The sequence below is a fragment of the Pantoea sp. PvP021 genome (assembly GCF_054056055.1).
Genome location: NZ_JBSRXX010000001.1, coordinates 73,678 through 98,834 on the forward strand (window position 1 = coordinate 73,678; position 25,157 = coordinate 98,834).

At 55.3% G+C, this 25,157-nt stretch carries 22 protein-coding genes and 1 riboswitch; of the genes, 10 read left to right on the forward strand and 12 right to left on the reverse strand.

Annotated features, from left to right (window positions below; all coding sequences use genetic code 11):
- Positions 1 to 71: 71 nt before the first annotated feature.
- The 3 genes from fghA to ptrR form a co-directional block, all read right to left on the reverse strand.
- On the reverse strand, positions 72 to 914 hold the full coding sequence (gene fghA, locus ACVKSX_RS00240; RefSeq protein WP_354438160.1) for an S-formylglutathione hydrolase: 843 nt from the start codon (positions 912 to 914) through the stop codon (positions 72 to 74).
- 12 nt (positions 915 to 926) lie between these two features.
- Positions 927 to 2,051, reverse strand: coding sequence for an S-(hydroxymethyl)glutathione dehydrogenase/class III alcohol dehydrogenase (locus tag ACVKSX_RS00245; protein WP_010248270.1), 1,125 nt, complete (start codon positions 2,049 to 2,051; stop codon positions 927 to 929).
- A gap of 100 nt (positions 2,052 to 2,151) precedes the next feature.
- Positions 2,152 to 3,063, reverse strand: a complete 912-nt coding sequence (ptrR, locus tag ACVKSX_RS00250) for a putrescine utilization regulator PtrR (protein WP_354438161.1) — start codon at positions 3,061 to 3,063, stop codon at positions 2,152 to 2,154.
- A 117-nt stretch (positions 3,064 to 3,180) separates the two neighbouring features.
- Here ptrR and ACVKSX_RS00255 point away from each other — a divergent pair, with 117 nt between their 5' ends.
- The 7 genes from ACVKSX_RS00255 to mglC all read left to right on the forward strand — a co-directional run bounded on the left by ACVKSX_RS00255 (position 3,181) and on the right by mglC (position 11,423).
- Positions 3,181 to 4,308, forward strand: a complete 1,128-nt coding sequence (locus tag ACVKSX_RS00255) for a YbfB/YjiJ family MFS transporter (protein WP_129063010.1) — start codon at positions 3,181 to 3,183, stop codon at positions 4,306 to 4,308.
- 125 nt (positions 4,309 to 4,433) lie between these two features.
- Complete coding sequence (gene folE, locus ACVKSX_RS00260) at positions 4,434 to 5,099, forward strand: GTP cyclohydrolase I FolE (protein ID WP_010248259.1); 666 nt, start codon at positions 4,434 to 4,436, stop codon at positions 5,097 to 5,099.
- A 49-nt stretch (positions 5,100 to 5,148) separates the two neighbouring features.
- Positions 5,149 to 6,309: a DUF418 domain-containing protein YeiB gene (gene yeiB / locus ACVKSX_RS00265; RefSeq protein WP_010248256.1), complete on the forward strand. Its 1,161-nt coding sequence runs from the start codon at positions 5,149 to 5,151 to the stop codon at positions 6,307 to 6,309.
- A 147-nt stretch (positions 6,310 to 6,456) separates the two neighbouring features.
- A complete protein-coding gene (galS, locus tag ACVKSX_RS00270; protein WP_022625039.1) occupies positions 6,457 to 7,497 on the forward strand; it encodes an HTH-type transcriptional regulator GalS in 1,041 nt (346 codons plus the stop codon).
- A 311-nt stretch (positions 7,498 to 7,808) separates the two neighbouring features.
- Positions 7,809 to 8,804, forward strand: coding sequence for a galactose/glucose ABC transporter substrate-binding protein MglB (gene mglB, locus ACVKSX_RS00275; RefSeq protein ID WP_010248252.1), 996 nt, complete (start codon positions 7,809 to 7,811; stop codon positions 8,802 to 8,804).
- Positions 8,805 to 8,872: 68 nt separating this feature from the next.
- Positions 8,873 to 10,393 carry a galactose/methyl galactoside ABC transporter ATP-binding protein MglA gene (gene mglA, locus ACVKSX_RS00280; RefSeq protein WP_134160815.1) on the forward strand — a complete coding sequence of 507 codons (1,521 nt, stop codon included), beginning with the start codon at positions 8,873 to 8,875 and terminating at the stop codon, positions 10,391 to 10,393.
- Positions 10,394 to 10,412: 19 nt separating this feature from the next.
- On the forward strand, positions 10,413 to 11,423 hold the full coding sequence (mglC, locus tag ACVKSX_RS00285; RefSeq protein WP_010248248.1) for a galactose/methyl galactoside ABC transporter permease MglC: 1,011 nt from the start codon (positions 10,413 to 10,415) through the stop codon (positions 11,421 to 11,423).
- Between the two features lie 630 nt (positions 11,424 to 12,053).
- On the opposite strand, the gene sanA is transcribed toward mglC, so the two are convergent.
- From sanA to metG, 6 genes are all read right to left on the reverse strand, one after another.
- On the reverse strand, positions 12,054 to 12,773 hold the full coding sequence (gene sanA / locus ACVKSX_RS00290; RefSeq protein WP_010248246.1) for an outer membrane permeability protein SanA: 720 nt from the start codon (positions 12,771 to 12,773) through the stop codon (positions 12,054 to 12,056).
- A gap of 135 nt (positions 12,774 to 12,908) precedes the next feature.
- Complete coding sequence (locus ACVKSX_RS00295; RefSeq protein WP_031592077.1) at positions 12,909 to 14,606, reverse strand: NAD-dependent malic enzyme; 1,698 nt, start codon at positions 14,604 to 14,606, stop codon at positions 12,909 to 12,911.
- Positions 14,607 to 14,875: 269 nt separating this feature from the next.
- Positions 14,876 to 15,766 carry a cytidine deaminase gene (gene cdd / locus ACVKSX_RS00300; RefSeq protein ID WP_064690231.1) on the reverse strand — a complete coding sequence of 297 codons (891 nt, stop codon included), beginning with the start codon at positions 15,764 to 15,766 and terminating at the stop codon, positions 14,876 to 14,878.
- Between the two features lie 120 nt (positions 15,767 to 15,886).
- The gene (locus ACVKSX_RS00305) at positions 15,887 to 16,579 is read right to left on the reverse strand and encodes a CidB/LrgB family autolysis modulator (RefSeq protein ID WP_010248240.1); all 693 of its coding nucleotides are present in this window, start codon (positions 16,577 to 16,579) and stop codon (positions 15,887 to 15,889) included.
- Positions 16,572 to 16,964 (reverse strand): CidA/LrgA family protein, encoded by a 393-nt coding sequence (locus tag ACVKSX_RS00310; protein WP_010248237.1) that lies wholly within the window; start codon positions 16,962 to 16,964, stop codon positions 16,572 to 16,574. Before ACVKSX_RS00310 ends, ACVKSX_RS00305 begins: the two co-directional genes overlap by 8 nt.
- A 233-nt stretch (positions 16,965 to 17,197) precedes the next feature.
- A complete protein-coding gene (gene metG / locus ACVKSX_RS00315) occupies positions 17,198 to 19,231 on the reverse strand; it encodes a methionine--tRNA ligase (RefSeq protein WP_191921439.1) in 2,034 nt (677 codons plus the stop codon).
- A gap of 177 nt (positions 19,232 to 19,408) precedes the next feature.
- Between metG and apbC the strand changes: the two genes are divergently transcribed.
- On the forward strand, positions 19,409 to 20,521 hold the full coding sequence (gene apbC / locus ACVKSX_RS00320) for an iron-sulfur cluster carrier protein ApbC (RefSeq protein ID WP_033772237.1): 1,113 nt from the start codon (positions 19,409 to 19,411) through the stop codon (positions 20,519 to 20,521).
- Here apbC and ACVKSX_RS00325 read toward each other — a convergent pair.
- Entirely contained in the window at positions 20,518 to 20,973 is a 456-nt protein-coding gene (locus ACVKSX_RS00325) for a GNAT family N-acetyltransferase (RefSeq protein WP_010670997.1), read from the reverse strand. The genes apbC and ACVKSX_RS00325 overlap by 4 nt on opposite strands.
- A 236-nt stretch (positions 20,974 to 21,209) precedes the next feature.
- Here ACVKSX_RS00325 and ahpC point away from each other — a divergent pair, with 236 nt between their 5' ends.
- Both ahpC and ahpF read left to right on the forward strand, forming a co-directional pair.
- Entirely contained in the window at positions 21,210 to 21,773 is a 564-nt protein-coding gene (ahpC, locus tag ACVKSX_RS00330) for an alkyl hydroperoxide reductase subunit C (RefSeq protein ID WP_010248225.1), read from the forward strand.
- 71 nt (positions 21,774 to 21,844) lie between these two features.
- Entirely contained in the window at positions 21,845 to 23,413 is a 1,569-nt protein-coding gene (gene ahpF, locus ACVKSX_RS00335; RefSeq protein WP_010248223.1) for an alkyl hydroperoxide reductase subunit F, read from the forward strand.
- A gap of 61 nt (positions 23,414 to 23,474) precedes the next feature.
- On the opposite strand, the gene ACVKSX_RS00340 is transcribed toward ahpF, so the two are convergent.
- Both ACVKSX_RS00340 and ACVKSX_RS00345 read right to left on the reverse strand, forming a co-directional pair.
- A complete protein-coding gene (locus tag ACVKSX_RS00340) occupies positions 23,475 to 24,434 on the reverse strand; it encodes an AEC family transporter (protein WP_022625034.1) in 960 nt (319 codons plus the stop codon).
- A 97-nt stretch (positions 24,435 to 24,531) separates the two neighbouring features.
- On the reverse strand, positions 24,532 to 24,729 hold the full coding sequence (locus ACVKSX_RS00345) for a hypothetical protein (protein WP_323170611.1): 198 nt from the start codon (positions 24,727 to 24,729) through the stop codon (positions 24,532 to 24,534).
- 307 nt (positions 24,730 to 25,036) lie between these two features.
- Positions 25,037 to 25,137: riboswitch (TPP riboswitch) on the forward strand.
- Positions 25,138 to 25,157 lie beyond the last annotated feature (20 nt).

Sequence of the window (25,157 nt, forward strand, 5' to 3'; positions counted from 1 at the left end):
GGCTCTGTGACAGAGCGTTAGCCAGCAGAGCAGGCATAAAAGTTCAGGGCCGCGATTGCGGCCCTGATTGTTTACGCCAGCAGATGCTGCGCATGGAAGCGCAGATGATCTTCCACAAAGCTGGCTATAAAGAAGTAGCTATGGTCATAACCCGGCTGAATGCGCAGCGTCAGCGGGAAACCCACCTCATTCGCGACCTCTTGTAACCGCTCCGGTTGCAGCTGATCGGCCAGGAACTGATCGCTGTCACCCTGATCGATCAGCATTGGCAGCCGATGCGACACCTCCGCCATCAGCTGGCAGCTGTCATATTCCCGCCATGTTGCACGATCGTCGCCCAGATAGGCCTGAAACGCTTTCTCGCCCCAGGGGACCTGCATCGGATTCACAATCGGTGCAAAAGCGGAAGCCGAGGCAAAGCGGTTACCCAGACGCAGCGCCAGCATCAGCGCGCCGTGTCCGCCCATGGAGTGACCCATAATCGACTGACGTTCACTGACCTTGAAGTTATCCGCAATCAGGGCGGGTAACTCGCTGCTCAGATAATCGAACATGCGGAAATGGCTGGCCCAGGGCTGTTGGGTGGCATTGAGATAAAATCCCGCGCCCTGACCCAGATCGTATCCTTCATCATTCGCAACCCCTTCGCCGCGCGGGCTGGTGTCCGGCATAATCAGCACCAGACCCAGTTCCGCTGCAACCCGCTGTGCGCCGGCTTTGCTGGTGAAGTTCTCATCGTTACAGGTCAGCCCGGCCAGAAACCAGACCACCGGCGGCGGCGCATCACCGTGCGGCCCAGGCAGATAGATGCTGAAGGTCATCGGGCAGTTCAGCAGCAAAGACTGATGACGCCAGCGCTGCTGCCAGCCGCCAAAAATACGGTGTTCTTCCAGTAGCTCCAGAGTGGATGCCATAACGCCTCCTGATTACTTGTTAAAGTGCACGACCGAGCGAATCGATTTTCCTTCGTGCATCAAATCAAAGGCGTCGTTGATCTCTTCCAGCGGCATGGTGTGGGTGATGAAGTCGTTCAGCGCAAATTTACCGTCGAGGTAATCCTGCACAATGCCAGGCAGCTGCGAACGGCCTTTGACGCCGCCAAACGCGGAACCGCGCCAGACGCGACCGGTCACCAGCTGGAACGGACGAGTGGAGATCTCTTCACCGGCACCGGCGACGCCGATAATCACGGACTCGCCCCAGCCTTTGTGGCAGCACTCCAGCGCGGAACGCATCACGTTGACGTTACCAATACATTCAAACGAGAAATCCACGCCGCCGTCGGTCAGCTCGACAATCACATCCTGAATCGGCTTGTCGTAATCTTTCGGGTTGATCAGATCGGTGGCACCCAGTTTGCGTGCCAGATCGAATTTGCTGGTGTTAAGGTCGATGGCAATGATGCGGCCCGCTTTCGCCATCTTCGCGCCGATGACCGCAGAGAGGCCAATGCCGCCGAGACCGAAAATCGCCACGGTGTCGCCTTCTTTCACTTTGGCGGTGTTCATCACCGCGCCCATGCCAGTGGTCACGCCACAGCCCAGCAGACAAACCTCTTCCAGCGGCGCTTCTTTACTGATTTTCGCCAGCGAGATCTCCGGGATTACCGTGTACTCAGAGAAGGTTGAGGTGCCCATATAGTGGAAAATGGGTTTGCCATCTTTAAAGAAACGGGTGGTGCCATCCGGCATCAGGCCTTTACCCTGCGTGGTGCGGATCGCCTGGCAGAGGTTAGTTTTGCCTGAAAGACAATATTTACATTTGCCACACTCCGGCGTGTAGAGTGGAATGACGTGGTCACCCACTTCAACGCTGGTCACGCCTTCGCCCACGGCTTCGACGATGCCGCCGCCTTCATGGCCAAGAATCGCCGGGAAAACGCCTTCCGGGTCGGTGCCGGACAGGGTGTAGGCGTCGGTATGACAGACGCCGGTCGCAACGATACGCACCAGCACTTCACCTTTCTGCGGTGGCATTAAATCAACTTCTTCGATTTTCAGCGGTTCGCCAGCAGCCCAGGCAACAGCGGCACGGGTTTTGATCATATTCATGCAATCCCTCTTCCAGTCAGATTGTGACGCGCAGTGGCGCCGGGTGGTCGTGATGATTCAAAGCCTGGTGGGTCAGGCTCTTAAACATAGCGTGGAACGCTTATTCCGCCGCCTGTAATGGGTAAATCAGCTCCTCGTTGAGCGGACGATCGTCAAATTGTTCAATAATCAGGTACTTCAGTGCTTCAACATTCGGCGTAAAGGCGTCGCGTCGCCACATCAGCCAGGTGGCGGTGTCGCGATAAGCGGGAGGTAACGTATGCGCCTGCACCCGTGACCGATCCGCCATCTGTTTCAGCACCGAGGCCGGGATCATCGCTACGCCCGCACCGCCTGCCACGCAGGCCAGCATGGCGTGATAGGACTGAATCTCCATCACACTGTTGGGCGCGGCCTGGCTGTCGCGATACCAGCTTTCCAGCTTCACCCGGTAAGAGCAGCTGTTGCGAAAGGCAAACAGGGTATCGTCCTGCACGTCGCGCGCGGTGGCGATTGGCGCATGATCGAGGCCGGTGATCAGTATCATCTCTTCGCGAAAGGCGATGCAGCCATTGAGATCGTCATGGGAGACCGGGCCATCCACCAGCGCGGCCGCCAGGGTGCCTTCACGCACCCGATCGATGATTTCGCCCGAGGTGCCGGTAATCAGCGACAGCGCCACTTTGGGGAAGCGCTGGTGATAGGCGGCGAGCAGGCCGGGCAGACGCGTCGCCGCGGTGCTCTCCATTGAGCCCAGCGCAAAGTTGCCCGCCGGTTCACCGGTGCGGGTCATGCTCATCGCTTCTTCACTTAATGCCAGGATACGCTGCGCATAATTCAGAAAATTATGGCCCATTGGTGACAGGCGAATGCGCTGTTTCTCACGAATAAAGAGATCCACACCTAATTCTTCTTCCAGCTGGCGCAGCCGCGTGGTGAGATTAGAGGGGACGCGATGCAGCTGTTCTGCTGCGCGCGCCAGTGAACCCGTTTCGGCGACGGAACAGAACATACGCAGCTGAACTAAATCCATATCTTCTCTTCCTGTAAGCAAGTTGGTTAAAATTATTCACTTTCCGTGAGTTTAATCATCCTGCATGCTGTTAGCAAGTCAGAAGAGATCTCAGGGCAGAACAACAGGAGTTCAGCAATGGCGTTACGCGTCGCGCTCAGCGCGTTTTTAACCTTATTTGTCGCGATGGGCATTGGCCGGTTTGCCTTTACGCCCCAGGTGCCGCTGATGATTCAGGCACACCAGCTGACACTCACCAGTGCCAGCCTGGTCGCGGCACTTAACTATCTTGGCTATCTGTGTGGCTCATTTGATGCCATGCGCGCACACCGGCGGGTTGAGCTGCGATTGCAGGCGGGCGTATGGGGCGCGGTGATCCTGACCCTGCTCTCAGCATTGGCCAGCGGACCGTGGCTGCACGGCGCAATCCGCTTTCTGATTGGCTGGGCCAGCGGCTGGGCGATGGTGCTGGTGGCGGCCTGGAGCAATGAACAGCTGCATCGCCATGGCCGGGCAGGGCTGTCGGCGGCCGTTTTTGCCGGGCCAGGCTGCGGCATTTTTGTCAGCGGTCTGCTGGGGGTAGCGCTGCACACATTGCAGGTTTCTGCCGGTCTGGCCTGGGCCGCTTACGGTGCGCTGGCGCTGCTGCTGATTGCGCTGATTACCCGTAATCTGCCGCGTCGGGGCGAACTGCATCGCCCGGATCAGGCACCCGAGCCGCTGGTGCTGGATCGCAACCTTAAACGGCTGGTACTGAGTTACAGTCTGGCAGGCTTTGGCTACATTCTGCCCGCCACCTTTTTGTCGCAGATGGCCGCCACGCGGTTTCCTGACGGCATCTTCGCGCAGTTTGTCTGGCCGATTTTTGGCGGCGCGGCGATGATCGGCATCCTGCTGGGGATCCTGACGCGGCGCTGGGGGCACAGCCACGTCCGCCTGGCTCTGGTGCTGTGGGCGCAGGCGCTGGGCGTATTTGCCGCGGCGCTGCTGCCAGGCTTTAGCGGTCTGCTGGCCGGTGCGCTGCTGGTGGGGGGCGGTTTCCTCAGCGTGGTGCAGCTGTCGCTGCTCTGCGCCCGTGAGCTGGCACCCAATCATCTTCGCTACATGGCTGGCCTGCTGACCACCGGCTATGCTATCGGGCAGCTGGTCGGCCCGCTGCTCTCTTTTCTCTCCACAGCCCTGTTACATCGGCTGGAGCCTGCCCTGTGGGTTGCCGGGGTTAGCCTGGTCTGGGCCGGCCTGCTGGTCTGGCGGCGAACCGGGTGAAAAGCTTTCATCACCAATCTGATTGATTGCTGGATTCCCCGCAAAGAAAGTTTCACAATACGCGCCTGATTACAGGGCCCGCTGGCAAAAGCTGGCGGGCGCAACACCAGCCGGAGAAGAGTAAGATGAGCACCCTAAGTCAGGAAGCTGCCCTGGTTCACGAAGCGCTGCTGGCGCGTGGACTGGAAACGCCGTTACGTGCACCGACGCGCGATATAGATGACAACACACGTAAAAGTCTGATTGCCGGGCACATGACCGAGATTATGCAGCTGCTGAATCTGGATCTTGAAGATGACAGCCTGATGGAAACGCCGCATCGCATCGCCAAAATGTATGTGGATGAAGTCTTTTCCGGTCTCGACTACGCCAACTTCCCGAAAATCACCGTCATTGAGAATAAAATGAAGGTTGATGAGATGGTGACCGTGCGTGATATCACGCTGACCAGCACCTGTGAACACCACTTTGTGATCATCGATGGCAAAGCGACCGTCGCCTACATTCCCAAAGAAAAGGTGATTGGCCTGTCGAAAATCAACCGTATCGTGCAGTTCTTCGCCCAGCGCCCGCAGGTGCAGGAGCGTCTGACGCAGCAGGTTCTGGTCGCACTGCAGACGCTGCTGGGCACCAACAATGTGGCTGTTTCTATTGATGCGGTGCATTACTGCGTGAAAGCGCGTGGCGTAAAAGATGCCACCAGTGCCACCACGACGACCTCTCTGGGCGGCCTGTTCAAGTCCAGCCAGAATACCCGCCAGGAATTTTTGCGCGCGGTGCGCCATAGTTGAGTCTACGGCGGGCGCATAACGTTGCCCGCCTCAATGGTGCAGGTGCCGCATGCAACGCTATCACGCGCTGGATTTCATTCGTGGATGTGCCATTCTCGGCATTCTGCTGCTCAATATTGTCGGCTTCGGCCTGCCTTCTGCCGCCTACCTTAATCCGGCATGGCAGGGCAGCGTCAGCCTGTCCGATGTCTGGACATGGGCGATCTCTGACGCCTTTGCCCAGCTCAAATTCCTCACCCTGTTTGCGCTGCTGTTTGGCGCAGGTCTGCAAATGCAGCTGCCACGCGGCAGTCGCTGGCTGACTGCCCGGCTCTCACTGCTGGTGCTGATCGGTTTTCTGCACGGCGTCTTTCTCTGGGAGGGCGATATCCTGCTGGACTACGGCATTATCGGACTGGTGGTCTGGCGGGTAGTGCGCGATGTCCCTTCCACCCGCAGCCTGATGAATACCGGCATTCTGCTCTATCTGGTGGGCTGTGGCGTTCTGCTGGTGTTTGGGTCAATCTCCGATCCTGAACCGACCCGATCCTGGCTGCCAGGTGCTGCCGATCTGCAATATGAACAGTACTGGAAACTGACCGGCGGCTGGGAAGCGATACAGAACCGGCTGGATCATCTCTCGTCAGGACTGATGGCGCTGGCGGCGCAGTATGGCTGGCAACTGGCGGGCCTGATGATGATCGGTGGCGCACTGCTGCGCAGTGGCTGGTTGATCGGCGAGTTTTCAGCGCAACATTACCGTCAGGCGGCGGCGCTGCTGCTGACGATGGGGTTGTTAATTGCGGTGGCCGGTGTGGCAGCGCAATGGCTGTTACATTGGGAATTCCGCTGGACCGCTTTTTATCTGCAAGCCCCGCGCGATCTCGCCAGCCCGCTGATTAGCCTGGGCTATGCCGCGCTCTGTCTGGCTTACTGGCCGCAGATAGCGCGCTGGCGCATCAGCTATGCCATTCAGTGCGTGGGCCGCATGGCGCTGACCAACTATCTGCTGCAGTCGCTGATCTGCACCACGCTGTTCTATCGCTTCGGCTTCTATATGCACTTCACCCGGCTGGAGCTGGTGCTGATGGTGCCTGCGGTCTGGCTTATCAATATCCTCTTTTCACTCATCTGGTTACATTTCTTCGCACAGGGTCCGCTGGAGTGGCTGTGGCGGCGGCTCACGCTGATCTCAGCCGGTAAATCGCGCATCACTGACAACGCCAGATAATGACCGCCATCACAAAGGTTACAGAATTGTATGTAACCGTTTTCATTGATGTGACGCAATTCACGCTGTACGCCTCCTGCCCCTGACAAAATAGCGCCGGTGTTCAACCCGGCGTGATGCCTTATTTTTCCTTTGTGGAACTGCTGCATGATAACAATTCGTGATGTTGCCCGTCAGGCTGGCGTGTCGGTGGCGACCGTGTCGCGCGTCCTCAATCAGAGCAGCGCCGTCACCTCTGACACCCGCGACGCCGTGTTACAGGCGGTGGAAGCGCTGGGCTATCGCCCCAACGCCAATGCGCAGGCGCTGGCGACGCAGGTCAGTGACACCATTGGCGTGGTGGTGATGGATGTTTCGGATCCCTTCTTCGGTGCACTGGTTAAAGCGGTGGATACCGTGGCGCAGCGCGTGCACAAACATGTGTTAATCAGCAACTCCTGGCATCAGGAAGAGAAAGAGCGTCATGCCATTGAAGTGCTGATTCGTCAGCGCTGCAGCGCCCTGGTGGTACACGCGAAAACACTGCCTGACGCTGAGCTGGCGGATTTTATGCGCCACGTTCCGGGCATGGTGGTGATTAACCGCATCGTGCCCGGATTTGAACACCGCAGTGTCAGTCTGGATAACGTCACGGGTGCGTTGATGGCCTCACGAACCCTGCTACAACAGGGGCATAGCCGCATTGGATACCTTTGTTCCAGCCATCCCATCGAAGATGTGGCGCAGCGCCGTGAAGGGTGGATTCAGGCGATGGCAGAGCAGGGCATCCGGCCCCAGGAGAGCTGGATAGCCAGCGCAGAGCCCGATATGCAAGGCGGCGAAGCGGCGATGGTGGAGCTGCTGGGACGCAATCTCAACCTCAGTGCGGTGTTTGCCTATAACGACGGCATGGCGGCTGGTGCACTCACTGCGCTGAAAGACAACGGCATCCAGGTGCCACAGCATTTTTCTGTCATTGGCTTTGATGACATCCCCATTTCCCGTTACACCGACCCACAGCTAACCACTGTGCGCTATCCCATTGTATCTATGGCAAAAATCGCCACTGAACTGGCGCTGCAGGGCGCAGCCGGACTGCTGGATGACACGGCAACGCACATCTTTATGCCAACGCTGGTGCGGCGTCATTCGGTGGCGCAGCGGCAAAATGTGGAGTCTGTCACTAATTCAGGCGATTCAGCCATGTAACCGTTTTCAATCTGTGATTACATTCACAGTTAATTAACATTGCTCTCACTATGATGGCAGCGTCTTACCGGACTGAAACATTATGTAACGCCAGTGTAACGGCATCAGTTGTGGTCTCAGTAGCCGGTTAAAGGGTTCATACCCTCTTCATGGAAGCATTCAGTCACAGGGAAGTCAGGTTTTAGACGGTGTTCAATGGCTTAACATCCTCATTACGTTAACCGACGCGCCGATCTGTTTTACCGATTGCTCTCCCGCCTTTATGGGGCGGTAGCGCTAAAAAGACCCTGCATAATAAAACCGGAGATACCATGAATAAGAAGGTTTTCACGCTTACAGCACTGGTTGCCAGCATGATGTTTGGTGCAACCGCTCACGCAGCTGACACCCGTATCGGCGTGACCATTTACAAATATGATGACAACTTCATGTCAATGGTGCGCAAAGACATCGAGAAAGAAGCGAAAGCGATCGGTGGCGTGCAGTTGCTGATGAATGATTCACAGAATGACCAGTCCAAACAGAACGATCAGATTGACGTGCTGATGGCAAAAGGCGTGAAAGCGCTGGCGATTAACCTGGTTGACCCGGCTGCGGCTGCGGTTGTAGTAGACAAAGCGCGTGCCAACGACGTGCCGGTGGTCTTCTTCAACAAAGAACCTAACGCCAAAGTGCTGGCCGGTTATGACAAAGCTTACTATGTCGGTACCGACTCTAAAGAGTCAGGCATCATTCAGGGGCAGCTGATTGAGAAGCACTGGAAAGCGACACCCGCGTGGGATCTGAACAAAGATGGTCAGATTCAGTTCGTACTGCTGAAAGGCGAGCCGGGCCATCCTGATGCAGAAGCCCGTACCAAATATGTGATCGATACCCTGAACAAAGATGGTCTGAAAACCCAGCAGTTAGCGATGGATACTGCAATGTGGGATACCGCTCAGGCCAAAGATAAGATGGATGCGTGGCTGTCAGGCCCGAATGCCAAAAAAATCGAAGTCGTGATTGCCAACAACGATGCGATGGCGATGGGTGCGGTTGAAGCGCTGAAAGCGCACAACATGACCTCAATCCCGGTCTTCGGCGTCGATGCACTGCCAGAAGCGCTGGCGCTGGTGAAATCCGGTGCGCTGGCCGGTACCGTGCTGAACGATGCGGAAAACCAGGCGAAAGCAACGCTGGATATTGCCAACAATCTGGCTAACGGCAAAGCCGCCACCGACGGAACAAACTTCAAGATGGTTGATAAGATCGTCCGCGTTCCTTACGTGCCGGTTGATAAAGAAAATCTGTCTCAGTTCGTGAAATAAGATCGATTACGGGCGCGACCGCTGTCGCGCCTTTTTTATGTCACCACCGTTTTTTAGCCAGGTAAAATATGGCCAGTGATAATACGACCGCGCAGCGAGAATATCTGCTGGAAATGACGAATGTCTCAAAATCATTTCCCGGCGTTAAAGCGTTAGATAATGTGAATTTAAAAGTGCGGCCTCACTCTGTTCATGCATTAATGGGCGAGAACGGTGCCGGGAAATCCACCTTATTAAAATGCCTGTTTGGTATTTATAAAAAAGATACCGGCAGTATCCTGTTTCAGGGTAAAGAGATCGACTATAAAAGTTCCAAAGAGGCGCTGGAAAATGGCGTGTCGATGGTGCATCAGGAATTAAACCTGGTCCTGCAGCGTACCGTGATGGACAACATGTGGCTTGGGCGTTATCCGCGCAAAGGCTTCTTTGTCGATCAGGATAAAATGTACCGGGATACCAAAGCGATTTTTGACGAGCTGGATATTGATATCGATCCGCGCGACAAAGTTGCCAATCTTTCTGTATCGCAGATGCAGATGATTGAAATTGCTAAAGCGTTTTCCTACGACGCGAAAATTGTGATTATGGATGAGCCGACCTCCTCGTTAACCGAGAAAGAGGTTAATCACCTGTTCACGATTATTCGTAAGCTGAAAGATCGCGGCTGTGGCATTGTTTATATTTCGCACAAAATGGAAGAGATTTTCCAGCTGTGTGATGAGATCACTATCCTGCGTGATGGTCAGTGGATCACCTCTCAGCCGCTGGAAGGGCTGGATATGGATAAGATCATCTCCATGATGGTTGGCCGTTCACTGAACCAGCGTTTCCCTGACCGTACCAACGTGCCAGGCGAGACGATTCTTGAGGTGCGTCATCTGACGTCACTGCGTCAGCCATCGATTCGCGACATCTCATTTGATTTGCGTAAAGGGGAGATACTCGGCATTGCCGGGCTGGTGGGCGCCAAACGTACCGATATCGTCGAAACGCTGTTTGGCATTCGCGAAAAATCGGGCGGCACCATTAAACTGCATGGCAAACCGATTAATAATCACAGCGCCAATGAAGCCATTAACCACGGTTTTGCGCTGGTGACTGAAGAGCGTCGCTCAACCGGTATTTATGCTTTCCTCGACATTGGTTTTAACTCGCTTATTTCCAATATCAAAAAATATAAAAACAGTATGGGACTGCTGGATAATAAACGCATGAAGAGTGATACCCAATGGGTGATCGATTCTATGCGTGTAAAAACGCCAGGCCACCATACTCAGATTGGTTCGCTTTCGGGCGGTAACCAGCAAAAAGTGATTATTGGCCGCTGGTTATTGACCCAGCCTGAAATCCTGATGCTTGATGAACCCACTCGCGGTATTGATGTTGGTGCAAAATTCGAAATTTACCAGTTAATTGCTGAGCTGGCGAAAAGAGAAAAGGGCATCATTATTATCTCATCCGAAATGCCGGAGCTGTTAGGCATTACCGATCGTATTCTGGTAATGAGTAATGGTCTGGTAGCAGGCATAGTTGATACCAAAACGACCACGCAGAACGAAATATTGCGTTTAGCGTCATTACACCTTTAATGAAGCAAGGGCTGTTAACATGAAAGCGACTACAAAAAAGAATGCGCTAACCTGGTTAAAAGAGGGCGGCATTTATGTCGTGCTGCTGGTATTGCTGGCTATTATTATTTTCCAGGACCCCTCATTTTTAAGTTTAATGAACCTGAGTAATATTCTGACCCAATCTTCGGTGCGCATTATTATTGCACTGGGTGTGGCGGGTCTGATTGTGACGCAGGGTACTGACCTGTCAGCCGGACGTCAGGTCGGTCTGGCGGCGGTGGTCGCCGCGACGCTGCTGCAGGCGATGGATAACGCGAATAAGGTCTTCCCGACGCTGGATACGGTGCCGATTCCACTGGTAATCCTGACCGTGTGCATCATCGGCGGCGTGATTGGTCTGGTCAACGGTGTGATTATTGCTTACCTCAAGGTAACGCCATTTATCACCACGCTGGGCACCATGATCATCGTTTACGGTATCAACTCACTCTATTACGACTTTGTTGGCGCATCACCGATTGCCGGTTTTGATACAGGGTTCTCGAAATTTACCCAGGGCTTCTTACGCTTTGGTGATTTCAAGCTCTCGTTCATCACCTTCTACGCCGTGATTGCCATTATTTTCGTCTGGGTGCTGTGGAATAAAACCCGTTTCGGCAAGAACATTTTTGCTATCGGCGGTAACCCGGAAGCGGCGAAAGTCTCAGGCGTTAACGTCAACCTGAACCTGATTATGATTTATGCCCTGTCAGGTGTGTTCTACGCCTTCGGCGGGATGCTGGAAGCGGGTCGTATCGGTTCGGCCACCAACAACCTTGGCTTTATGTATGAGCTGGATGCGATTGCGGCCTGCGTGGTCGGCGGTGTCTCCTTCGCCGGTGGTGTGGGTAGCGTGGCGGGCGTAGTGACCGGTGTGTTGATCTTCACCGTTATCAACTACGGTCTGACCTATATCGGCGTCAACCCTTACTGGCAGTACATCATTAAAGGCGGCATCATCATCTTCGCCGTGGCGCTGGATTCCCTGAAATATTCACGTAAGAAGTAAGTCTTCTTCAGTGCTCACAAAGCGACCTTCGGGTCGCTTTTTTATTATGTGGAAGTGGTGGGTGTTGCTGTGAGATCGAGTATGCGAAGGGAACACGGTCAGATCGGAAAGACGCTAAGGCCAGTAAATGATCTGCCTGTGTCATTCCTCCGCAGAACGCTTTTTATAGCGGAGAGTGCTGGAATCGTTGCTGTGAGATCGAGTATGCGTAGGGAACACGGTCAGATCGGAAAGTCGCAAAAGCCGTCATCCATGACACGCTCGGCCCACGCCATCCCTGGCGTGGGACGCTTTCCTCTTCTGACCGTGTTCCCTGCGCGTTGAGCTTATTTATTGCTGTGAGATTCATCTAAGCCCAGGAAAATACAAACAGACGGCTAACCCACTTAAAACGATGGGAGCATATGCCCGTAGTAAAGCATCGCAGACTATGGACAAAACGCCGGGAGCGTTTTTGAACAACGGAATGCATTGGCCCGTCTATGGGCGCACCTCAGGGATGAGGTGCGTAATCGCCTGCGCTGAGCCCCGCCAGTGATGGCGTCTTTTGCGTCTTTACGGAAGGCGTATGCTCCCTGAGCCCAGGACGTCACTGCCAGACCTCAGTAAAGCAGTAACCCAGTGTGTGCGTTATTTCCGCAGCTTCTGTTCCAGCTCCAGCAGCTGCTCCGGCGTCACTGCCGGGTAACTCTGCGCATCTTCAGGGACATCGCGTACGGCGGGGATCGGCACCAGTGGGCCCAGGAAGCGGGGTTCGCGCTTTAGCAGGAAGAGATCCACCAGCGCGCCCAGCCGGGCACCTACCTCACGGAAGCGTACGCTAAGCATGTTCTTCGGTGAGGGCACCGCATAACACTGCGCCTGAATACCCAGTTGTAAGGCGATAAACAGGGCACGCTCACAATGGAAACGCTGCGTGATAATAATGAAGTCGTTGGTATCAAACACTTTGCGGGTGCGCACAATCGAATCCAGCGTGCGGAAACCGGCATAGTCCAGCACGATATCAGCCGGATCGACACCGGCTTTGATGAGATCGCGGCGCATCGTCATCGGCTCGTTATAGCTTTGCAGCGCGTTATCACCGCTTAACAGCAGATAATTGACCTTGCCGCTGTTATAGGCATTCAGCGCGCCCTGCATACGATAGAGGTAATACTGATTGATGACGCCGGTGCGATAATATTTCGCCGTACCCAGTACCACACCGACCTGACGATGTGGCAAAGAGGCGACATTTTCGTAGATAAAGGGCGCAGTTTTCCAGCTGATCCAGCGATCAAGGCCGAGCGCCGTTGCCATCATCAGTAAGATGATGAAAAGCAGACCAATGAAAACGCGTTTCAGCATGCGCCTGGAGACTCGATGTCAGAATAGTGAGATGGGACAAGGCTACTTGAGCTGTCACTGTGAAGCAAGTTACTGCCGGCTGGCTGTGCTCTTTTTGAACACTGCCGGATCGGATGCAATCCGGCAGTCTGAAGATTAAATCGAGGTACGACGATAATGACGGTACTGCGGCAGCCAGAAGTTGTTGGCGATAGCCTGTGACAACACATCTTCAGAGGTCACCACGGCGACACCCGCCAGCTGAGCAGCTTTACCGACTTCCATCGCAATGATTTTCGATACACCCTGGATATCTTTAATCTCAGGCAGCACCGGGCCTTCACCTTCATTCACCAGCGGAGAGCAGTCAGCGAGCGCGCGGCTGGCGGTCATCAGCATGGTATCAGTAACGCGGCTGGCACCCGAAGCAATCACACCCAGACCAATGCCCGGGAAGATGTAGGAGTTGTTGCACTGCGCAATCGGATAGGTTTTACCGTTCCAGCTCACTGGCGAGAACGGACTGCCGGTTGCGACCAGCGCGGCACCGTCAGTCCAGGCGATGATATCGGCTGGCGTCGCTTCCACGCGTGATGTCGGGTTCGACAGTGGCATCACAATAGGGCGCTTACAGTGCTTGTGCATCTCGCGGATGATCTCTTCGGTGAACAGGCCCGGCTGGCCAGATACACCAATCAGAATATCGGGCCTGGCATTGCGCACCACGTCCAGCAGCGAGATGGAATCATTGGTAACATCCCACTGCTGCAGGTTTTCACTCTTCTGCACCAGCTTACTCTGGAAATCGAGCAGGTTAGGCAGCTTGTCAGTGAGCAGACCAAAGCGATCCACCATCATTACCCGGCCACGCGCTTCCTCGTCACTCAGACCTTCGGATTTCATCTGTGCGATGATCTGTTCAGCGATACCACAACCCGCGGAACCGGCGCCCAGGAACACCACTTTCTGCTCGCACAGGCGGCTGCCGGCGGCGCGGCTGGCGGCAATCAGCGTACCCACGGTTACGGCGGCAGTGCCCTGAATATCATCATTAAAGCAGCAGACTTCATCGCGATAGCGGTTCAGCAGCGGCATGGCATTCTTCTGGGCGAAATCTTCAAACTGCAACAGCACTTTCGGCCAGCGGCGTTTAACGGCCTGAATAAAATCGTTCACGAACGCATCATACTCTTCACCGGTGATGCGCGGATGACGCCAGCCCATATAGAGCGGATCGTTCAGCAACTGCTGGTTGTTGGTACCAACATCCAGCACCACCGGCAGGGTGTAAGCCGGACTGATGCCGCCACAGGCGGTATAGAGTGAAAGCTTACCAATCGGGATACCCATACCACCGATGCCCTGATCGCCGAGGCCCAGAATACGCTCGCCATCAGTCACCACGATCACCTTCACATTCTGCTTGGTGGCGTTTTGCAGCATATCTTCGATATGGTCGCGGTTAGGGTAGGAGATGAACACGCCACGCGCACGACGGTAGATTTCAGAGAAGTGTTCGCAGGCTGCGCCGACGGTCGGGGTGTAGATGATGGGCATCATCTCTTCGAGATGGTTATCCAGCAGGCGGTAGAACAGCGTTTCGTTGGTGTCCTGAATGTTACGCAGGTAGACATGCTTATCGTTATTGTTTTTGAAGTCCTGGAACTGACGCCAGGCACGCTGCGCCTGCTCTTCAATCGATTCCACTGCTTCTGGCAGCAGACCGTTGAGGTTGAATTCGTTACGTTCTTCGATACTAAAGGCGCTGCCTTTGTTCAGCAGGGGAAATTCCAGCAAAATCGGGCCAGCATAAGGGATATACAGCGGGCGTTTACTTTCGTAGTCGAGTTCCATGCGGTAATGCTCCGGTTGCAGTGTTGTCTGGCGTCACGCCGGAAAGGTAGCGCCAGTTTTCTTACCCGTTATAGCTCAGACTGCAGGCCTGGCAGCGGCAGGGTAACCGCTGCAGAAACATTCACGACCGTGCTGCCATCCTGCAACCTGAATTATTCAGAGTAATTTGTAATGACGTGAATTCTGGCGCCAGATCCTATGAAATTTCCCGCAGAAGTACAGCGTTTGTTAATAAAAGCTCACAAAACTGTGGCCTCTCTGACAGCGGGTTATGCTTTGTTCAGCGTCACCTGCAGCAGCTCACCGCAACCAAATGTCTCTAGTGTCGCCTGTGTGGCGGCGAACTGGCTTAGCGTGGCATTTTCCACTTCGGCTAATACCGCTTTTTTTATCTGACGAACATCGCCACCCTGCATGTTGAGCAGGACCAGCGCCGCCTGAAGGGGCGGGAAACTCGGGTTAAAGGCGGCATTTTCCGCATAGCGCCCGGTGACAATCGCGCCGTTTGCGGTCAGCAGCGCAACACCGGCGTGTGACTGGCTGTAAGGCGCGTGGCTGGCATTTGCAGCGGCAACCGCGGCCTGCACCAGTTCATCGCCTTCGGCTACATAGCCGTGATCCACGCTGTCCATCAGGAAGGTCGTGATGTCCAGATCGCGCGGTCCAAAGGCATCCGGCAGATAATCGGCCAGGGTGCTGATCGCGCGTTGTGGCAGGCTGATGCGAATGTTCGTACCGCTGTTCAGCTCGTTCATAAACTGACGGCAGTGACCGCACGGTGTGTAGTTAACGGTGATCGTCTCAAGCTGACTTTCGCCACGCAGCCACGCATGGGTAATGGCGCTCTGCTCGGCGTGAACCGTCTGTTGCAACGGCGTACCGATAAATTCCATGTTGGCCCCGAAGTACCAGTTGCCGCTGACGCCACGGGCGATAGCCCCGACGTTAAAATGCGACACGGTAGCAACGGCACAGGCCGCCGCCAGGGGCAGCAGCGCCAGCGCCAGAGCATCGGCATCCATCTGCGTCTGTTGCTGCAGTGAGGCGACCTGGTCGGCGCTCAGCACCGCCTGAAAGCCAGGATCGTCCAGCAGCGGAGCGAGTGCGGTTTGCAGCGTTGACGGCAATGCCTCAAAGGCAGAGAGGAAACGGGATTGCATGTGAGCCTCATTAGATTCAGCAGGGCGATGTGCCAGTCACCGGTTTATATGTGATCCACATCGCTCTGACAATGTAACCTGTGTTGCATGTTTCAACTTTGCGAGATCTCTCGCAAACTTTCAGCCAAACCAGTGCAGCAGCAGCGGAAAAATAAACGGCGCCAGCAGTGAGGTGATGATGCCGCAGATCACCAGCGCCAGTGAGCTGAATGCCCCTTCCTGATAGTCGAGTTCAGCGGCGCGCGCTGTGCCGAGGGCGTGCGACGCGTTACCTATCGCCAGTCCGCGCGCTGCTTTAGATTTCACGCCAAGCAGATTCAGCACGGTATGTCCGAACACCGCCCCCAGTACCCCGGCAATCAGCACGCAGATGGCGCTGATGGCGGGAATACCGTGCAGCGAACCGGAGACGGCCATCGCAATGGGCGTGGTAACGGATTTAGGAACAATGGTAGCGGCGATTTCAGGCGTGGCACCCATCCACAGAGCAATAGCGGTGCCAGAGGTCATGGCGGTCACACTGCCGATAAAGCAGACGCCAATAATCGATTTCCAGCGGGCTCGGATCTGGTGCATCTGCTCATACAGCGGCAGTGCCAGCGCGACAACTGCCGGTTGCAGCAGCTGATTAAGAATCTGACTGCCCGCGAAATAGCGCGAATAGGGCAGCTGCAACAGCAGCAGAATCGGGATAATAATCGCCATCGCGACCAGCAGCGGATTAAGCAGCGAGATTTTCAGCCGTATCGCCAGTTTGCGCGCCAGAAAAAATGCCGCCAGCGTCAGTGGCAGTGACCACCATATTTCACTCATCGCCTGACTCCCCGGCCGGACGGCGACTATGAAGCTGGTGGGCGCTTACGCCGACAATAGAGAGAACCAGGAAAGTGCTGACGACGCAGGAGATCACGATAGGGCCAAACTGCGCGGTCAGAATATCGGTGTAGCTCATCACCCCGACGCTGATCGGCACAAACAGCAGCGCCATATAGCGAATCAGCAGATGGCAGCCCGGTTTAACCCAGCTGACCGGCAGGATCTGCGAGGCGAGCAGGGCAAACAGAATTAACATCCCAAGGATGCTGCCAGGCAGTTTGATGGGCAGCAGCGAGGCGATGCCGATTCCGGCGTATAAGCAGAGATAAATGATGATAAAGGCGCGAAGATAGCGCCCGCAGACAGACAGCACGGTGAGCATGGCAGGCTCCTGTTTTCACTGAGCTTCATCATACGCATTAACCGCTTAGCGTGCTAGCGATCACATTTATGCAGCGGTGTGGCCGTAGCAGATACAGATTTTCAGGGGCGGGAGTGGAATGGAAGCGGTGCACATTCAGAGCGAGGAGTGATAACCCTTCGCGCCCGTGATGAGGCACGAAGGGTTTGAGAACGACACTGCGCTAAGCGGTTAAAGCCGCAGAATGCAGAGTGTTACTTAACGGGCATTCCCGGTACAGCACCGCTGTCGACGGACAGCACAAACAGATCTTTGCCGCCAGGACCCGCTGACAGCACCATGCCTTCAGAAATACCAAAGCGCATTTTACGCGGCGCGAGGTTGGCCACGATAATGGTCATTTTACCGACCAGCACAGAGGGATCGGGATAGGCGGCGCGGATACCCGAGAAGATCTGACGCTTTTCACCGCCAATGTCGAGCTGCAGGCGCAGCAGCTTGTCCGAACCCTCAACCAGTTCCGCCTGCTCAATCAGCGCCACGCGCATATCAACTTTGGCGAAATCGTCGATGGTGATGGTGTCACCTACCGGCGAATCTGCCAGCGGGCCGCTTGCGGCCGGTGCACTGGCGGCCGCGGCATCCTCTTTCGAGGCCTCAATCAGTCCTTCAACCTTTGCCATCTCAATGCGGCTGTAAAGCGCTTTGAATGGCGCAACCTGGTGGTCCAGCAGCGGTTGCGCGATAGCATCCCAGCTCAGTTCGCAGTTCAGGAAGCCTTCTGCACGGGCGCTCAGTGACGGCAGCACCGGCTTCAGCCAGGTCATCAGAATGCGGAACAGGTTGATGCCCATTGAGCAGATCGCCTGCAGATCGGCATCACGGCCTTCCTGCTTCGCTACCACCCACGGAGCCTGCTCATCGACATAGCGGTTCGCCAGGTCGGCCAGCGCCATGATCTCACGAATAGCCCGGCTGTATTCACGACCGGCCCAGGCTTCACCAATCTTCTCTGACGCGTCCACAAAGGTCTGATAGAGCGCCGGATCGGCCAGCTCAGCCGCCAGTTTGCCGTCAAAGCGTTTAGTGATAAAGCCCGCGTTACGTGACGCCAGGTTAACCACTTTGTTGACGATGTCGGCGTTTACGCGCTGGACGAAATCTTCCAGATTCAGGTCGATATCGTCGATACGTGAAGAGAGTTTCGCCGCGTAGTAGTAACGCAGGCTGTCCGCATCAAGATGCTGCAGCCAGGTGCTGGCTTTAATAAAGGTGCCGCGCGACTTCGACATCTTGGCACCGTTGACGGTGACATAGCCGTGCACAAACAGGTTGTTCGGCTTGCGGAAGTTGCTGCCTTCCAGCATCGCTGGCCAGAACAGGCTGTGGAAGTAGACGATATCTTTACCGATGAAGTGATAGAGCTCGGTAGTAGAGTCTTTACGCCAGAATTCATCGAAGTCGATGTCGCCGCGCTTGTCGCACAGGTTCTTGAACGAGCCCATGTAGCCGATAGGCGCATCCAGCCAGACATAAAAATATTTGCCTGGCGCGTCCGGAATTTCAAAGCCGAAGTAAGGCGCGTCGCGGGAGATATCCCACTGCTGCAGGCCCGATTCGAACCACTCCTGCATTTTGTTCGCCACCTGATCCTGCAGCGCACCCGAGCGGGTCCAGGCCTGCAGCATGGCGCTGAACGAGGGCAGATCAAAGAAGAAGTGTTCAGAGTCGCGCAGAACCGGTGTCGCGCCAGAGACCACCGATTTTGGCTCGATCAGCTCGGTCGGGCTGTAGGTCGCGCCACACACTTCGCAGTTATCGCCATACTGATCGGCAGATTTACATTTCGGGCAGGTGCCTTTCACAAAACGGTCCGGCAGGAACATCCCTTTTTCCGGATCGTAAAGCTGGGAGATGGTGCGGTTTTTAATAAAACCGTTCTCTTTCAGACGGCCATAAATCAGCGCAGAAAGCTCACGGTTTTCGTCGCCGTGGGTCGAGTGATAGTTGTCATAGCTGACGTTGAAACCGGCAAAGTCGGCTTCATGCTCGCTTTTCATTTCTGCAATCATCTGCTCCGGTGCAATCCCTAACTGCTGAGCTTTCAGCATGATAGGCGTGCCGTGCGCATCATCGGCGCAGATGAAATAAACCTGATTGCCACGCATTCGCTGATAACGCACCCAAATGTCGGCCTGGATATGCTCGAGCATGTGGCCGAGATGGATTGATCCGTTCGCGTAAGGCAGTGCGCACGTTACCAGAATTTTTTTAGCGACTTGAGTCATAGTTTGCGTAGCTTTCTGTTGATTGAAAAAACGGGCTTAGATGGTAACTGAAGGCTTCTCCTGCGTAAACACAAGGGATTCACCCCCTGCGGTCACCGCAGATCCACGGGCATCTGATATCATTGACAATACATCGCTGAAACACAGCGTAAGCACAGCAGAAATAAGGAGTAGGGGATGACAGCACAATCCCGGGAACCGCAGACGCCAGAAGGCCTGCGCGCCATCGTGGCTGGCGTATTGAGAAGCTTTGAGCATCCGACCCTTAAGCAGAATCTCACCGCCCTGAAGGCGTTACATCACGTGGCACAGCTTGACGGTACGCTGCATGTGGAGCTGCTGATGCCGTTTGCCTGGGCCAGCGGGTTCGACGTCCTGAAAGAGCAGGTCAGCGCCGAACTGCTGCGTCAGACCGGCGCGGGTGCCATCGACTGGCGACTCAGCCATGACATTGCCACCCTGAAACGGGTGAAAAACCAGCCGGGCGTCAACGGCGTGAAAAATATTATTGCAGTCAGCTCTGGCAAAGGCGGCGTGGGTAAATCCAGCACCGCCGTGAACATGGCGCTGGCGCTGGCAGCAGAGGGGGCGCGGGTCGGCATTCTTGACGCCGACATTTATGGCCCGTCAGTGCCGAACATGCTTGGCACCCAGGATCAGCGGCCTACCTCGCCGGATGGCACCCACATGGCACCGATCATGGCGCACGGGCTGGCAACCAACTCTATTGGTTATCTGGTAACGGACGACAATGCGATGGTGTGGCGCGGGCCGATGGCCAGCAAAGCGCTGATGCAGCTGCTGAACGAGACGCTGTGGCCTGAGCTGGATTATCTGGTGCTGGATATGCCACCCGGTACCGGCGATATTCAGCTGACGCTGGCGCAGAACGTACCGGTCACCGGCGCGCTGGTGGTGACTACGCCGCAGGATATCGCCCTGATTGATGCCCGCAAAGGGCTGGTGATGTTTGAAAAGGTTAATGTGCCGGTACTTGGTGTGGTGGAAAACATGAGCCTGCATATCTGCAGTCAGTGTGGCTTCCATGAGCCGATTTTCGGCACCGGCGGCGCACAGAAACTGGTAGAGGATTACCAGACGCAGCTGCTGGCTCAGCTGCCGCTGCACATTGACCTGCGCGAAGATCTCGATGAAGGACAGCCGACGGTGATTCGCCGGCCCGATAGCGAGTTTACCGCGCTTTATCGCCAGCTGGCCGGACGCGTTGCTGCCCAGCTTTACTGGCAGGGCGAAGTCATCCCCGGCGACATCGCCTTCCGCGCGCTCTAAGCACGACCCGACCCGCTGGCATATTGCGAAGCCAGCGGGTAGTGCATTAGCACGTAGCCGCCATGTTCGCCTTCGCCTTGTGAAATCATCTTCCAGCCATGTTTCAGGTAAAAGGCCTGCGCCGCTTTATTCTTCTGCAGGCACTTTAGCGCACCGGTTGAGGTAAAGCGCGCCTCTGCCGCCTTAAGCAAAGCGCTGCCCACGCCGCGCCCCTGCCAGTCAGGATCGACATAGAGGCTGTGCAGGAAGTTATCGTTCTCCAGCAGGCCGGCAAATCCGACCCGCTGTCCATCAGCTTCCGCGACCAGCACGGTTTCACCCAGGATTACCCCATCAAAATCTTCCAGCTGCCACTCGCTGCCGTCCAGCCAGCGCCAGTTATGCCGACGCGCCGCCAGAAACAGCGTACGCAGAAAAGGACGATCGGCTTCAGTAAACGGACGAATCTCCACAAGTCAGCTCCCTTTTAATCCGGTCTTACAAAACTAGCAGCGATTCGCGGAGAGGGCCGGAAAAGATAAAGCGGGTTAAATGTCACGTAAATCGCTGTACACTGCCTGCCGGGCCAGAGAGCATCAGGCTCTTAGCGTTTGATAGCTTTCGTTAATCAAATTGATAACGACTGCATATTAGATGTTGGCCCGGAAATTATGTAACCTGCATCACATATTTTAACGGAGGCCACCAGATGTCTATTATCAATACCAAAATCAAGCCGTTCAAAAACGCAGCATTCAAAAACGGCGAATTCATCGACGTAACCGAGAAAGACGTTGAAGGTAAATGGAGTGTGTTCTTCTTCTATCCAGCTGACTTCACCTTCGTCTGCCCGACCGAGCTGGGCGACGTGGCTGATCACTACGAAGAGTTCCAGAAACTGGGCGTAGATATCTACTCCGTTTCTACCGATACCCACTTTACCCACAAAGCCTGGCACGGTTCTTCTGACACCATCGCGAAAATCCAGTACACGATGATCGGTGACCCGACTGGCGCGCTGACCCGTAACTTCGAAATCATGCGCGAAGACGAAGGTCTGGCTGACCGTGGTACCTTTATCGTTGACCCGGAAGGCGTTATCCAGGCAATCGAAATCACTGCTGAAGGCATTGGCCGTGACGCCTCTGACCTGCTGCGCAAAGTGAAAGCGGCTCAGTACGTGGCTTCTCACCCAGGTGAAGTGTGCCCGGCTAAATGGAAAGAAGGTGATGCAACACTGGCTCCGTCTCTGGACCTGGTTGGCAAAATCTAATTCCGCTTCGGCCTTTCGACCATTCTCCAATCGGGTGCTGCGGCACCCGATTTTTTGACCAGGATATCACTATGCTCGACACAAATCTGAAAACCCAGCTCAAGGCTTACCTTGAGAAATTAACCAAACCTGTTGAGTTGATTGCCACGCTGGACGAAGGTGCAAAATCAACCGAGATCCGTGAACTGTTGGTTGATATCGCCGGTTTGTCTGACAAAGTCAGCTTCCGCGAAGAGAACGATCGTCAGGTGCGTAAGCCCTCATTTCTGATCACCAACCCAGGTTCGAACAGCGGCCCGCGTTTTGCCGGTTCACCTCTGGGTCACGAATTTACCTCACTGGTGCTGGCACTGTTACAGACCGGTGGGCATCCGTCGAAAGAAGCACAAAGCCTGCTGGATCAGATTGCCGCGCTGGACAGCGACTTCCATTTCGAAACCTACTATTCACTCTCATGCCATAACTGCCCTGACGTCGTACAGGCGCTGAACCTGATGGCGGTGATTAACCCGCGCATCAGCCACACCGCTATCGACGGTGGCCTGTTCCAGAACGAGATTCAGGAACGTAACGTGATGGGCGTGCCAGCGGTTTACCTCAATGGTAAAGAGTTTGGTCAGGGTCGCATGAGCCTGGCGGAAATCGTCAGCAAAGTGGATACCAATGCCGACAAACGTGCAGCGGAAGAGCTGAACAAGCGTGACGCGTATGAAGTCCTGATTATCGGCAGCGGCCCGGCGGGCGCAGCGGCAGCCATCTACTCAGCACGTAAAGGTATCCGTACCGGCCTGCTGGGTGAGCGTTTTGGCGGCCAGGTGCTGGACACGGTCGATATCGAAAACTATATCTCCGTACCGAAAACCGAAGGGGCAAAACTGGCCGGTTCACTGCGCGCACACGTGGATGATTACAACGTGGACGTCATTGAAAGCCAGAGCGCCATCAAACTGATCCCGGCAGCGAAAGAGGGCGGAATGCACGCCATCGAAACCGCCTCCGGCGCAGTATTGAAATCACGCAGCATCATCCTGGCGACCGGCGCACGCTGGCGTAACATGGGTGTGCCGGGTGAAGAAGAGTATCGCACCAAAGGCGTGACCTACTGCCCACACTGCGATGGCCCGCTGTTTAAAGGCAAACGCACGGCGGTGATCGGCGGCGGTAACTCCGGCGTGGAAGCCGCTATTGACCTGGCCGGTATCGTTGAACACGTTACGCTGCTGGAGTTTGCCGGTGAGATGCGCGCTGATCAGGTGCTGCAGGATAAGCTGCGCAGCCTGAAGAACGTGGATGTGATTCTGAACGCCCAGACCACCGAAGTGAAAGGCGACGGCACCAAAGTTACCGGCCTGCACTATATCGACCGTACGACGCAGACCACTCATGAGCTGCCGCTCTCCGGTATCTTCGTTCAGATCGGTCTGCTGCCGAATACCCCATGGCTGGAAGGTGCGGTTGAGCGCAACAAAATGGGTGAGATCATCATCGATGGTAAATGCGAAACCAGCCTGAAAGGCGTGTTCGCCGCGGGCGACTGCACCACCGTACCGTACAAGCAGATCATTATCGCCAGCGGCGAAGGTGCTAAAGCCTCACTGAGTGCTTTTGACTATCTGATTCGTACCAAATCGGCTGAGTAACATTTAGTTAGCCAGACAATAGCCCTTCAGCACGCCTGCTGAGGGGCTTTTTTTTAGCCTGTTAATAGCCCGCCAGCGTCATCAGCATCATCCAGATTGGCGTCGTCACCGCCGCAAACACGGTAGAAAAGAGCATGCTCGCCGCCGCCGGGCCGGTAATGACATTGAACTTCTGCGACATCAGATAGACGTTAACCCCGACTGCCATCGATCCCAGCAGCACCACCACTTTACTCTCCAGCGGCGGCAGATCGGTCAGCCACGCGATAGCCCATACCGTCATCGGTTGCAGCACCAGCTTCAGCAGGCAGATGGTATAGCTCTCTTTTAAGCCATCCCGCACCCGATAGTGTGCCAGGCTCATGCCCAGCGTCACCAGCGACAAGGGTGCAGCCAGTGAGGCCAGCATCTTTAGCGGTTCAGCGGCCAGCAGCGGCAAGGGACGTTGCAGAAAGCTCCAGGCTGTACCGCTGAGAATACCGATGATCAGCGGATTCTTCAGCACGCCGAGCAGGGTGCGCCAGAGTCCTTCCAGCGAGAAGCTGCCCTGTTTTGCCCACTCGACCGAAACGGTCAGTAAGGTCCAGAGGATCAGGCTGTTAAACACCAGCACCAGCGCCACCGGGGGCAGGGCTTCTGGCCCCAGCAGCACCGTGGCCACCGGGATCCCCAGCATCACGTTATTGGAAAAGATGCCGCCCAGCGCAAAAACCGACGCCGCTACGCCATCCAGATTAAACAGCCTTGTTGCCAGCAGTCGTCCCACGATAAACACCAGCAGGCAACTGCCGAAAAAGGCCAGCAACAGGCGCGCATCCACCGGCGGACTTTGCGAGAAGGTGCTCATCACCCGAAACAGCATGCAGGGCAGAGCAACGTTAAACACAAAGCGGTTCATCCCTTCACTGATGCTGGCGGGCCATTTCCCGAGGCGCGTCAGGCAGTACCCCAGCAGGATCAGGATAAACAGCGGGGCTGACAGGTAAATTTGATGGCTTAAGCTTTCAAACAGCAGTGGCATAGAGAGAGTCTGGTCAGACGATGATTAGTTACCAGACTAACAAATTGCTAACTAACTGTTAACCTGAACTGTGTCCGGAATGACCGTTGCCGGGACGCTAACCTAACCAGCGGCGCGCCTGCCGATCGCTGATGTCGCGATAATAGATCCGGTGAATAATTTCGCCACAGCCTGTGCAACGGGCGGAGATATAGGTGGAGAGGTACTGTCTGCCATTGGGTGCCACGGCACCCCTGCGTTCAATATTAATATCCTGCCATCGATGGCGGTGTGGAATAAGCGCTAAAAATCGCATCATACATCCTGAATAGTATGAAGTTCCGCTTCAGGAGTTTTCTGACTCCATGAAATAAAGTGTTTTTTACGATGATGCTGCAAGCAGGTTAATTATTATGGGATAACCAGAGTCACTGCGGGAAATATTACCTATCCGGGTAATAAGCGGGGCTACCTATAAAGAGGTATCTCGTTAACCCGCAGCATTAAGCCTTTTTTTGCACCCTCAGGCGTTGATCGGGATCATGTGAATTGTTTCAGCTCTGATTATTTCCCAGGCGGGAGTCGCTTGCTTTCGCTGCGCGGCTTGCCTATGCTGCAAGCCGTAATACGACTCGGGGTGCCGCTTTCCACACGGAAAGGGCTGAGAAAAACCCGCTGACCTGAACTGGATAATGCCAGCGTAGGGAAGTCTGATGCCTGACCGCATTCGCCTTCTTGTTCGCC

Bases quoted from the DNA above. Each gene is read 5' to 3' on its own strand.
- yeiB (WP_010248256.1), top strand. From the start codon at position 5,149: ATGCAACGCTATCACGCGCTGGATTTCATTCGTGGATGTGCCATTCTC.
- metG (WP_191921439.1), bottom strand. From the start codon at position 19,231: ATGACTCAAGTCGCTAAAAAAATTCTGGTAACGTGCGCACTGCCTTAC.
- ahpF (WP_010248223.1), top strand. From the start codon at position 21,845: ATGCTCGACACAAATCTGAAAACCCAGCTCAAGGCTTACCTTGAGAAA.
- ACVKSX_RS00295 (WP_031592077.1), bottom strand. From the start codon at position 14,606: ATGGAACTCGACTACGAAAGTAAACGCCCGCTGTATATCCCTTATGCT.
- ACVKSX_RS00255 (WP_129063010.1), top strand. From the start codon at position 3,181: ATGGCGTTACGCGTCGCGCTCAGCGCGTTTTTAACCTTATTTGTCGCG.
- ACVKSX_RS00245 (WP_010248270.1), bottom strand. From the start codon at position 2,051: ATGAATATGATCAAAACCCGTGCCGCTGTTGCCTGGGCTGCTGGCGAA.
- folE (WP_010248259.1), top strand. From the start codon at position 4,434: ATGAGCACCCTAAGTCAGGAAGCTGCCCTGGTTCACGAAGCGCTGCTG.
- mglA (WP_134160815.1), top strand. From the start codon at position 8,873: ATGGCCAGTGATAATACGACCGCGCAGCGAGAATATCTGCTGGAAATG.
- ACVKSX_RS00340 (WP_022625034.1), bottom strand. From the start codon at position 24,434: ATGCCACTGCTGTTTGAAAGCTTAAGCCATCAAATTTACCTGTCAGCC.
- cdd (WP_064690231.1), bottom strand. From the start codon at position 15,766: ATGCAATCCCGTTTCCTCTCTGCCTTTGAGGCATTGCCGTCAACGCTG.
- mglC (WP_010248248.1), top strand. From the start codon at position 10,413: ATGAAAGCGACTACAAAAAAGAATGCGCTAACCTGGTTAAAAGAGGGC.
- apbC (WP_033772237.1), top strand. From the start codon at position 19,409: ATGACAGCACAATCCCGGGAACCGCAGACGCCAGAAGGCCTGCGCGCC.
- ahpC (WP_010248225.1), top strand. From the start codon at position 21,210: ATGTCTATTATCAATACCAAAATCAAGCCGTTCAAAAACGCAGCATTC.
- ACVKSX_RS00345 (WP_323170611.1), bottom strand. From the start codon at position 24,729: ATGCGATTTTTAGCGCTTATTCCACACCGCCATCGATGGCAGGATATT.
- mglB (WP_010248252.1), top strand. From the start codon at position 7,809: ATGAATAAGAAGGTTTTCACGCTTACAGCACTGGTTGCCAGCATGATG.
- sanA (WP_010248246.1), bottom strand. From the start codon at position 12,773: ATGCTGAAACGCGTTTTCATTGGTCTGCTTTTCATCATCTTACTGATG.
- galS (WP_022625039.1), top strand. From the start codon at position 6,457: ATGATAACAATTCGTGATGTTGCCCGTCAGGCTGGCGTGTCGGTGGCG.
- ACVKSX_RS00305 (WP_010248240.1), bottom strand. From the start codon at position 16,579: ATGAGTGAAATATGGTGGTCACTGCCACTGACGCTGGCGGCATTTTTT.
- ptrR (WP_354438161.1), bottom strand. From the start codon at position 3,063: ATGGATTTAGTTCAGCTGCGTATGTTCTGTTCCGTCGCCGAAACGGGT.
- fghA (WP_354438160.1), bottom strand. From the start codon at position 914: ATGGCATCCACTCTGGAGCTACTGGAAGAACACCGTATTTTTGGCGGC.
- ACVKSX_RS00310 (WP_010248237.1), bottom strand. From the start codon at position 16,964: ATGCTCACCGTGCTGTCTGTCTGCGGGCGCTATCTTCGCGCCTTTATC.